At 73.1% G+C, this 10,373-nt stretch carries 9 protein-coding genes; 4 read left to right on the top strand and 5 right to left on the bottom strand.

The annotated features are described in order from the left end of the window. Positions 1-1,783 (top strand): type VII secretion protein EccCb (eccCb, locus tag ACSNOH_RS29815; RefSeq protein ID WP_436724557.1); only part of this gene is annotated, 1,783 nt, incomplete at its 5' end. A 225-nt stretch (positions 1,784-2,008) separates the two neighbouring features. Then, positions 2,009-2,239: a DUF397 domain-containing protein gene (locus ACSNOH_RS29820; RefSeq protein WP_436724558.1), complete on the top strand. Its 231-nt coding sequence runs from the start codon at positions 2,009-2,011 to the stop codon at positions 2,237-2,239. An 87-nt stretch (positions 2,240-2,326) separates the two neighbouring features. Here ACSNOH_RS29820 and ACSNOH_RS29825 read toward each other — a convergent pair whose 3' ends face one another. The 4 genes from ACSNOH_RS29825 to eccB form a co-directional block, all read right to left on the bottom strand. Next, positions 2,327-2,635 carry a WXG100 family type VII secretion target gene (locus tag ACSNOH_RS29825; RefSeq protein WP_436724559.1) on the bottom strand — a complete coding sequence of 103 codons (309 nt, stop codon included), beginning with the start codon at positions 2,633-2,635 and terminating at the stop codon, positions 2,327-2,329. 87 nt (positions 2,636-2,722) lie between these two features. Beyond that, entirely contained in the window at positions 2,723-3,112 is a 390-nt protein-coding gene (locus ACSNOH_RS29830) for a WXG100 family type VII secretion target (RefSeq protein WP_436724560.1), read from the bottom strand. A gap of 257 nt (positions 3,113-3,369) precedes the next feature. Further along, entirely contained in the window at positions 3,370-4,956 is a 1,587-nt protein-coding gene (gene mycP, locus ACSNOH_RS29835; RefSeq protein ID WP_436724561.1) for a type VII secretion-associated serine protease mycosin, read from the bottom strand. Positions 4,957-4,978: 22 nt separating this feature from the next. Continuing rightward, entirely contained in the window at positions 4,979-6,589 is a 1,611-nt protein-coding gene (gene eccB, locus ACSNOH_RS29840) for a type VII secretion protein EccB (protein WP_436724562.1), read from the bottom strand. A 182-nt stretch (positions 6,590-6,771) separates the two neighbouring features. Between eccB and eccE the strand changes: the two genes are divergently transcribed. Next, the gene (gene eccE, locus ACSNOH_RS29845) at positions 6,772-8,055 is read left to right on the top strand and encodes a type VII secretion protein EccE (RefSeq protein ID WP_436724563.1); all 1,284 of its coding nucleotides are present in this window, start codon (positions 6,772-6,774) and stop codon (positions 8,053-8,055) included. Beyond that, on the top strand, positions 8,055-8,792 hold the full coding sequence (locus tag ACSNOH_RS29850; RefSeq protein ID WP_436724564.1) for a hypothetical protein: 738 nt from the start codon (positions 8,055-8,057) through the stop codon (positions 8,790-8,792). Before eccE ends, ACSNOH_RS29850 begins: the two co-directional genes overlap by 1 nt. A gap of 131 nt (positions 8,793-8,923) precedes the next feature. Here the strand turns inward: ACSNOH_RS29850 and ACSNOH_RS29855 are convergent. After that, on the bottom strand, positions 8,924-10,373 hold a 1,450-nt coding region (locus ACSNOH_RS29855), incomplete at its 5' end, for an outer membrane protein assembly factor BamB family protein (RefSeq protein WP_436724565.1).

Here is a 10,373-nt window from a genome sequence, read left to right on the forward strand (position 1 = left end):
AGTTGTGTATAAGAGACAGGCCCCGGGCGACGACGCGCTGGCGGACACGGTGCTCGACGTGATCGTGCGCCGGCTGGAGGGCCAGGGCCCGCCGGCCCACCAGGTGTGGCTGCCGCCGCTGGACCGCTCCGCGGCCCTCGACGAGCTCCTGCCTCCCTTGTCGGTCGTCCCGGGCCGCGGCCTCACGGCGCCCGAGTACGCCCGCCCGGGCCGCCTCAGCGTCCCGATCGGCCTGGTGGACAAGCCCTTCGAGCAGCGCCGCGACGTGCTGCACCGCGACTTCTCCGGCGCGGCGGGCAACATGCTCGTCGTCGGCGGTCCGCAGTCCGGCAAGTCGACGCTGATGCGGACGCTGGTGGCGGCCTTCGCGCTGACGCACACCCCGGCCGAGGTGCAGTTCTACGGGCTGGACTTCGGCGGCGGCGGCATGAGCGCCGTAGCCGGCCTGCCGCACGTGGGCGGCGTGGCGTCACGGCTCGACCCCGAGCGGGTGCGCCGCACGGTCGCCGAGGTGGCGGGTGTCCTGGCGCGCCGCGAGGAGTACTTCCGGGCGAACGGCATCGACTCGATCGGCACGTTCCGGCGGATGCGGGCCTCGGGCGAGATCACGGACCAGCCGTGGGGCGACGTCTTCCTGATCGTCGACGGGTGGGCGAGCTTCCGGCAGGAGTACGAGATGCTGGAGGGCCTCGTCGCCGACATCGCGGCGCGCGGCCTGGGCTACGGCGTCCACGTCGTGGTGACCGCCTCCCGCAACATGGAGGTGCGGGCCTCCCTCAAGGACCAGCTCCTCAACCGGCTCGAGCTGCGGCTCGGCGACACCATGGACTCCGAGTTCGACCGCAAGGTCGCCGCGAACGTCCCCGCGGGGGTGCCCGGCCGCGGGCAGCTCCCCGAGAAGCTCCACTTCATGGCCGCCGTGCCCCGCATCGACTCCGGCAGCGACCCCGAGACCCTCACCGAGGGCACGGCCGCCATGGTGCGGGCCGTCAGCGAGGCGTGGGACGGGCCCGGCGCACCTGGTGTGCGGCTCCTGCCGCGCCGGCTGCGCGCCGACGACCTGCCCAAGGGCTTCGAGCAGCCGCAGCACGGCGTGGCCTTCGGCATCGACGAGACCAGCCTCGAACCGGTCTTCGTCGACTTCGAGACGGACCCGTTCTTCCTCGTCTTCGGCGAGAGCGAGTCCGGCAAGACCGCCCTGCTGCGCCTGCTGGCCAAGCAGATCACCGAGCGGTACAGCCCCGACGAGGCGAAGATCGTGGTCGGCGACTACCGCCGCACGCTCCTCGACGTCGTCCCCGGCACGCACCTCCTGGAGTACGCGCCGGTTGCCTCCGCCCTGACGGTGCACGCGGACGCCCTCAACCGCCTCATGGAGCGGCGCGCCCCGCAGCCCGACATCACGCCGCAGCAGCTGCGCGACCGCAGCTGGTGGTCGGGGCCGCGCTTCTTCGTCATCATCGACGACTACGAGCTCGTCTCCACCGGCAGCGGCAACCCGCTGGCCGTCCTCACCGAGAACCTGCCCTTCGCGCGCGACGTCGGCGTGCGCTTCATCATCGCGCGCAGCTCGGCGGGCGCGTCCCGGTCGATGTACGAGTCCTTCATGCAGCGGGTGAAGGAGCTGGGCGCCCAGGGCGTGCTCCTGTCCGGGGACCCGGGCGAGGGCGACCTGCTCGGCGGGGTGCGGCCGCACCAGATGCCGCCGGGGCGCGGGTACTTCGTGTCGCGGAAGCGAGGCGTGCCGCTGGTGCAGGTGGGGTGGCTGCCCGAAGAGGTGTGAGCGCATGGGGCGGCGCGTGCCGCCGCCCCATGCGGCCGGATCGCGTCGCCCGCCCTATACCACTTCACGCCGCGCGCCGTGCATTCTGCGAGCACCGTCCCGGAACCAACTCTGTGGTGCAACCATCGGGAGTACGCTGCTCACGACTGTTGCCCGTGGGCGTCAACTCGCGTGGCGCCCGGGGAAATCCGGCGGAATTGCGCACCGAAAGGCGGCCCCTGCCCCATGGACGAACACGAGAAGGACGAGCTCTACGCCCGTGACCTCTCCGGTCTCGAATGGCTGAGTGCGCCCGAGGCCAAGGACGACGAGGAGCGCGTCGAGATCGCCTACTTCTCCGATGGTGCGGTGGCGATGCGTTCCTCGACCGACCACGGAACCGTCCTGCGCTACACCCCGGCCGAATGGCGGGCTTTCGTGCTGGGCGCGCGCGACGGCGAGTTCGACCTGCAGTAATCCGGCAGAGATATGCGATGGGGGGCGGCCGGTGCCCGGCCGCCCCCCGCCTTTGCCGTCGTGCGGCCATAAGCGGCCTCAGCGGCTTCAGTAGCTGATGTCGAAGAGCTGCGACGCCTTCTTGTCGGTCGCGTGGAAGTGCTCGCCGCCCTTCAGGACGAGGTCCGCAACGTGCTTGAGCGTCGCCTGGATGTGCGCGCTGCGCTTGCGGAACTCCGCGTCCACGTGCAGCATCGCCTGGTGGGCCTCGCCCTCCCAGCCGGCCGCAACCTTGTTGACGGCGGCGCGCATGGACTCCAGCTCCCGCTCGATCACACCCGCGGCCTTCTTGATGTCCTCGGAGGCGGTCTGCAGGGAGCTGTAATTGACTACAAGCTCTCCACCCTGGTCTGCCATGTGTCCCCACCCTTTGTGGTGTCGTTCATCGGTCGAAAGGGAAGCCGAAGGGAATCCGGACCGGCGGGCGTGCGCGCCGGGGCCGGTTCAGTGATCGTCGATCGCGCTGCGCGGCGGCGCGCTGTGGCCGCCGCCGGCGGACGCGGGCGGGGCGCCTCCCCCGCTGACGTCGACACCCCTCATCTGGGCGGCGATCTCCGCGTCGGTCGCCCCGGAGGAGCGGTGCGTCAGGACGACGGCCTCGCGCACCCGGTCGATCATCCGGCGCACGCGGTCGTGGTCGTCGTTCAGGTCGCTCTGGGCCTTGCGGAAGGCCTTGTGGGCCTCGCCCGCCCACGAGCTGCCGCCGTCCAGCGTGGCGATGACGTTCGCCAGCTGGCGCAGGTTGGCGGAGAAGTGCCCGCTGGTCTTGTCGATGGCGTCCGTGAACGCCTTGAACTCCTGGTCGCTGATCTTCTGCTTGTCGTTCTCCGACATGTTCCGCCTTTCCCCCGAGGGGCCTGTCTTCTGCATGTGTCCATGGCGCAGGACGCCGGTGCACCGCGGCGCCGGACGCTGCCGGAGCCGAAATGCGCGACCGGCGCCGCTGCCGCGGCCGGCGGACCGGCCGACCGCTCACGGCCCCGTGCCCTCCCCCTGGAGCGCCCGTGAAGGCGCCCGTGCCACTCTAGTCACTCGCGACGCGTGCCCCAACCACGTACATGTCAGGCTTCTTTGACGGTCGTGACATACCATCACAGACCGCCCGAGCCGCGCAGCCCCCGGCGGCGCCGCTGCTCCCGTGCCACGACGGCAGTTCCCGCGATCGTCGCGACAAGCACGGCCGCTCCGCCCAGGGCGTACGTGGCGAGGCGCTCCTTCCGCTGCTGCGGGGACTCGCCCGCGGCGAGCGGAGCCACGTCGGGGGCCCGTGCGCTGCGGGCCGCCGGCCTGTCCGCGGTGACGCGGTCGACCGGGTGGGCGTCCTCCGTGAGGGCGCGCACCGGGTCGACGACGCCCCAGCCGACGTAGCGGTCGTGGCCGTTGGTGGCGCGCTCGGCGGTCTGCTCGATCTGGGCGACGACCTGGTGCTGCTTCCAGTCGGGGTGCTTGGCGCGGATGAGGGCGGCGACACCGGCCACGTACGGGGCGGAGAAGCTGGTGCCGTTGTCGACGCACTGGCCGCCCAGGGGGACGGTGGAGACCATCTCGACGCCGGGTGCGGCGACGCCCACGAACTCGCCGGGCTGCGAGAACGGCGCGCGCTCGTTGTTGCGGTCGGAGGCGCCGACAGCGAGGACGCCCTTGTACGCCGCCGGGTAGGTCTCCTTGACCTCGCCGCCGAGGCCGTCGTTGCCGGCCGATGCGACCACGACGACGTCCTTGTCCAGGGCGTCCTTGACGGCGCGCTCGAGGTCGGAGTCGGGCCGAAGGGCCTTCGCCGTGTCCTGGGAGATGTTGATGACACGCGCTCCGGCGGCGACGGCCAGGCCGATGCCCTGCGCGAGGGTGCGGGAGGTTCCGGTGCCCTTCTCGTCGTTCTGGCGGATCGGGATGACGACCGCCTCCGGAGCGATGCCCACGAAGCCGGTGCCGGGGGACGGGCGGGCCGCGATGATGCCCGCGACCTTGGTGCCGTGGCCCACGAGGTCGAGGGTGGGGTCGGGCTTCGGCTTCTCGGGCTCCTTCTCCGGCGGCTTCTCCGGGCTCTTCTCGGGGCTCTTGGACGGGCTCGGCTCCGGAGACTTCTCCGGCTTCCCGGAGGCGTTCCTGTCGCCCGCCGAGGGGCTCGCCGACGGGCCCGGGGACGGCGTGCCCTTGCCCTTGTCCTTGTCCCGGCCCTTTGCGCCTGCCGCGGGGCTGGGGGACGGCCCGGGGGCGGGGGCCCGGGGCGCGTCCTTGTCGTCCGCCCTCACGCCGGTGCCGTCGCCGTTGCCGCCGGGCGTGGTGCCGTCCCTGGCCGCTTCCGGCATGCCGGTGAGCAGGTCGGCCCCGCTCTCGACGTCGACGGCACCCTTGAGCTGGGGGTTCTTGACGTCGACGCCCGAGTCGATGACGGCGACGCGGACCGGCCGGCCCGCGCTGTCGCGGCCCTTGGTGTCCTGCCAGAGGCGGTCGAGCAGAATCCGCTGAAGGGACCAGGGAGTGCCCTTGATGGTCTTGGCGGGGTACGTGCACTCGCCGCTGCCGTCGAGGTTCACCGGCACGGGTGGGGCCTCATGCGCAGGCGGGACGTCCCCCGCTACGGCAGGCGTCGTCGCCGCGGCGGGGGCCGTCACCGTCAGGCACGCGGTGAGCGCCGCCGACAGGGCAAGGGCGAGTGATGTCGTCGTGCGTGGCATCGGCTCTCTCACGTCGGCTCTCTCACGATCCCTGGGGCTGCTTGGCGCTGTTGGTGTCCAGCCGCGGCCCCGTCGGCAGGAACTGCGACCAGTTCGCGGGCACCGGCAGGGGGTCGACCTTCCCGTAGCCGAGCCTGATGCGCGCCTGGTCGGCCTCGGCGGGACCGGCGGATCCGGCGGTGCCCGCCGCTCCGTGCGGCGCCTCGGGCGAGCCGTCCGGGCCCGCCGGCGGGGAGGCCTTCTCGCCGATCTTCGACTTGCCCGTGCCGCTGTCACTGTTGGACTGGACGGCGTAGCGCAGCCCCGTGTCGGTCACGAGGAAGACCGGTCCGCTGCTGGTCTGGCGCCCGGTGACCTGGCGGTAGAGGAGCCCGGAGCCGGGGGTGACGTACGCGCTCGTGGCGCCGTCGGGGATCGTCGCCGGGTACTCGGTGCCCGCCCACGTGGCGAGCTCGGCGGTGCCGTCCGCGGACATGCCCCCGAAGACGCTGCACACGGTGTCCCTGGCGGCACTTCCGGAGCCGGTGAAGTTCGCCTGCCGGGGCACCGTGGAGGGCCAGTGGTACTGCCCGTAGAACTCCTCCTCCGCGGGCGTGAAGGCGGCCGCGCTCACCCGCTCGGGCACCCCGGCCTGACCGAGCTCCGCGAGTTTGCGGCTGTTGAGGAGCAGCTTGGCGACGAGCGGTGAGACGCGCTGGACCTTGCCGCGGAGCACGACGTAGTTCTGGGTGCCGCCGCCGGTGGGCGCTTCGAGGACCGTGCCGACCCGGTTGGCCTTGCCCGGCAGGGTGCCGATGCCCGCGTCCGCGCCGACGTCGCCGCCCGTGTCGGGGAAGACGATGGGCGCCCCGTCGTGCAGGGTGTCCAGCCAGTCCTTGGTGACCGGCTGGGCCCGGGCCCCGTCCTTGAAGACGGAGCGGAGCAGCAGGTTGTGGTCGGAGGCGTCGGCGGACCGCCAGTCCTCCCCGCCGAGCAGGTACTTGGTGCCCTGCGGGTCCACGAGGTAGCGGGCCCCGTCCGGCCCCTGCACATACAGCGCCTGGTCGCCGCGCAGCCGCTGCTCGCCGGTGAGGTTCTTCAGCTTCGGGTCGCGCCCGGCGAAGAGGAAGACGGCCTTCTGGGTCGTCCGCCCGCCCGTGCCGCCCGGTTGCTCGCAGACGGCCCACTGCTTCTGCTTGCCGGCCTCGCCGGAGCCGGGCATGCGGTCGGGGGCGTACGGGATGCCCAGCGTGGGGCCGCGCGGGATGTGCCCGTTGTCGAGCTCTTCCTCCTTCACCTTGATGACGGAGGACTTGTCGGGAGCCAGGAGGAGCTTCGCCGAGGCGAAGTTGAGTACGGGGTGCAGCTGCTTCTTGCCGTCCGTGGTCAGGACGACGTAGCGCGTGGTCGACTGGCTGCCGACGATGACGTGTGCGGCCTCGTCGTCCCAGCCTTTGGGCGCGGTCGGCCGGAACATGCCCCAGGCGCCGAAGCCGGCGATCAGCACCGCCCCGGCGACGAGGCCCGGCAGAACGGCCCGCAGGGGGCGGGGCGCTCCCTCCTCCGTCCCGTGGGGCGAAGGCTGCAGGAAGGCCGCGACGGTGCGCTTCCTCGCGAAGATGTAGGCGTTGAGCTCATCCCGCCGTGATGCCATGTGTAGCCGCTCTCTCCTCTGGTCGTCGGCGTCGGTCGACAGGCGCTGCGCTTGGTCGGGTTGTCGTACCGGCCCCTACTATGCCGGTAGGGATCAGTCCGGCTGTCAGGGCATGCCGCTGATCGGATTCCCGGCCCGCCCCGTGCGGGCGGCCGGCGACGGCTGAGGGGGCTGTGACGGGCATGGGTGCCGCAACGCAGGTACGGGCGCGGGGAAATGCCGCGCCCGGGGCGGCCGCCGTCGCCCCGCGCGCCTCGGCACGGGGCGGGGGTGGCACCGGCCCCGTGCGGCTGCAGCAGCTGGTGCTGATCGAGGTCGCCGCGGGCCTCGTGCTGCTCGGATGGGTCGCGGGCCCGCTGCTGCTCGTGCCGGCCGCCGTGGCGGCCGTGGTGCTGGTGCTGCTCGCGCTCGTCCCCCTGGGGCAGCGGCCGGTGGCCGAGTCGTTGCCGGCCCGGCTGGCGCTGCGGGACCGCCTCAGGCGGTCTGCACCGGCGCCGGCGGGCACCGACCCGGCGGTCGCACCGGTCGTGGAGTGCGAACCGGCACTGCGGACGGGCCGGTTCACGGACCGCGGGCAGCGTGCCGTGGGCCTCGTGGGGGACGGCACGTTCGTGACGGCCGTGCTGCGCATCGACGCGGTGGACGCCCCGCTGCGCCCCGTGCGCGCCGAGAAGGCGCTGCCGCTGGCCCTGTTGCGGGACGCCCTGGACGTCGACGGCATCCGGCTGGAGTCCGTACAGGTGGTGCAGAGCACCCTCCCGGCGCCGGCCCCGCACCTGCCCTCCGAAGCGCTGGCCGCGCGGAACTACGCGCCGCTCCAGGCCCTCTCCGGGGCTCCGGCGGTGCGGACCACGTGGGTGGCGCTCAAGCTCGACCCCGAGCTGTGCCCCGAGGCGGTCGAGGCGCGCGGCGGGGGCGAGGAGGGCGTGCGCCGCTGCGTGCTGCGGGCGGCGGACCAGCTGGCGAGCCGGCTGCAGGGGGCCGGCTTCCGGGCCGTGCTGCTGTCCGAGGAGGACCTGACGGCCGCGCTGTCCACCGCGGCGAACGTCAACCCTGTGGCCTCCGCCCAGGCCGCGCGGGCCGCCGCGCCCGCACGGCGCACGCTGGAGAGCCCCAGGGCACTGCGGTGCGACGACCGCTGGCACACGACGTACTGGGTGGCGCGCTGGCCTCAGCTCGGGCCGGGGGCCGTGCCTCTGCCGCAGCTCGCCGCCCACCTCACCGCACTGCCCGCCCTTGCGACGACGCTGAGCCTGACGCTGGGGCGCGGCGGCCTGCGCAACGGGCGTCATGCGCCGACGGTCACCGCGCACATCCGGGTGACGGGGCGCAGCTCCGACGAACTGGCCGCCTCGCGGCGGGAACTGGAGCGTGCGGCGCGTGCCGCACGGACCGGCCTCGTGCGGCTCGATCACGAGCAGGTGCCCGGCATGCTCGCCACTCTGCCCCTGGGAGGCACGCGCTGATGGCCATCACGACGCCCCCCGGGGCCCACGCAGGGTGGCTCCGTGCCGGGCGCGGGCTGCTGGGGCCGCGCCGCGGCCGGCACGAGCTCGCTCCCGAGGAGTTCGAGGCGCTGGCGCTGCCCGTCGGTGACGACGGCGTGGTCATCGGCACGGACGCGCATGAGGCGCCCGCGGTCCTCGGGGTGGCCCGCCCCGTGCCGTTCGACGCCGTCCTGATCGGCGGCGCCTGGACGGCCCAGGTGATCGCTCTGCGTACGGCCGGCACGGGCGCCCGGATCGCCGTGGAGACCGGCCGCCGCGCGCTGTGGACCACCCTCGCCCAGGCCGTCAACGGCGGACAGCCCTGCGTGACCCTGCACGACGTCGGCCGGGTGCCCCCGCAGGGCCCGTCGGTCCACAGCCCGGTGCTGGTCGTGCGCGACTGCGGCGCGCGGCCGCCCCGGGGGCGGGTCGTGACCGCGCCCTGGCAGTCGGTCCTGACCTTGCTCCCCTACGTGGGGCCGGACACACCTCGTCTGCTGCGCGGCGCCGGCCTCGTGGGCGTCCAGCGGGTCTCGCCGCAGGAGGCGGAGCTGCTCGGGCGGCTTCTGCGGCTGCCTCAGGCCGACGTCGAGGCCCTGCCGACGCTTCCGGAGACGGTGACGCTGTGGTGCGCCGGGGGGTCGTGGACGTACGTCGACGTCCGGGCGACGGAGGCCGAGACGAGGCTGCTGGGCGCCCCGCGCCGCATGGACTGACCGGCCGCGCCGTACGCCTGCGCCAAGGGGCGCGCACCATCCGGTGCGCGCCCCTTGTCCGCTGGTTCGTGCGACGGCTCCGTTGGTCCGTGCAACGGCTCCGTGCAGCGGGTTCGCGGCCCGCCGCCGTGTCAGCCCTTGCCGAAGACGAGCAGCAGCTTGTTGCCGTCGCTGCCCCCCGAGCTGCTGCCCGACAGGCGCGTGGTGGCGATGACGAGGCGGTCGCCCTCGTACAGGTACTTGGCGCCGAAGAACAGGTTCTCGGCGTGCATGGTGGCCTGCGGGGCCTGCAGCACGGTCTTCGGCTCGCCGTCGGGGCCGATGCTGACCACGGCGCCGGCCTTGTCGTACGAAGGCTTCTGGTACGCGAAGACCTTGTCGCCCTCCGCCCGGATCGGCATGAGTTCGGGCTTGGTCTTCTTCGACGCCCACTTGCGCTTGCCGGTGTCGAGGTCGAAGGCGTGGATCTCGTTACCGGCCGAGTAGCTGTCCTCGCCTCCGGTCGGCAGGTAGAGGGTGCTGTCGGTCGCGGCGACGCCCTGGCAGCCGCCCAGGTCGTGACCCATGATCGACATGCCGCAGGTGGGCGTGTACGACTCGTTGCCGAGGTCGATGACCGAGCGTTCCTTGCCGTCCTTGAGGGCGATGACGCCGCCGGACTTCTTGTCGTCCGACGCGAGGGAGACCACGGCCGGCTCGCTGGAGTAGATCTTCTTGGTCATGAGGCCCTTGCGGCCCTCGTACGTCCACACCGGCTTGCCCGTCGAGGTGTCGAGCTTCTCGATGTGCGACGTGCTGTCGCTGACGCACTGCCACGAGCGGAGCAACGCCTTGCCGCCCGCGAAGCCGTCCACGGAACAGCCGGACTCCAGCTGGGGAGTGGGGATGGTCTCCCCGTCACTCACCCGGACCATACCGGAGCCGCCGAACCACGCGGCGCCCACGGCGTTGCCGCTGAGAGCCATGTCCAGGCCGATGAAGCTCTCGGCGAACCCGCCCGACTTGGGGATCGGCTTGTCCCAGCCCTTCTTGCCCTCCTTGAGGTCGAGCATGGCGTAGTTGCCGCAGGAGTCCTTCTCGCCGCTGTCGTACGCCACCACGACCTTGCCGTCGTCGGTGACGTTCGCGGGCGCCGCGCAGACCCTCTTGGGCAGCGCGATGGTCCACTTCTCCTTGCCGTCGGTCGTGGAGTAGGCGATGACCTTCTCCTGGACGGTCTTGACGACGTAGTCGCCGAACACCCACACCCCGGGCGACGCGGACCCCGCGCGCTCGACCTGAGGACCGTTCTGGTTGACGAGGACCTTGGCCTCGCCGGCCCGGCGGCCGTCGTTGGGGTCGTCGTCGCCCTCCCGCGGGCCCGCCGTGCCGCCGCTGTCGCTGTCGCCGCCGGTGCTCTCCTTCGGGGCGGGCGAGGCGCTGTGGTGCCCCTTCGGGCTGTCGGAACCGCCGCCGCCCGCCAGAGCCCACACGCCGCCTCCGGCAGCGAGCAGGACGGCTACGGCCGCACCGATGATGACGGCCGTCCGCTTCTTGCCCGGGCCGCCCGCAGGGGGCACGGGGGGCGGCGGGGCCCCGAAG

It is taken from the genome of Streptomyces sp. URMC 127 (assembly GCF_051386535.1).
Taxonomy (GTDB): domain Bacteria; phylum Actinomycetota; class Actinomycetes; order Streptomycetales; family Streptomycetaceae; genus Streptomyces.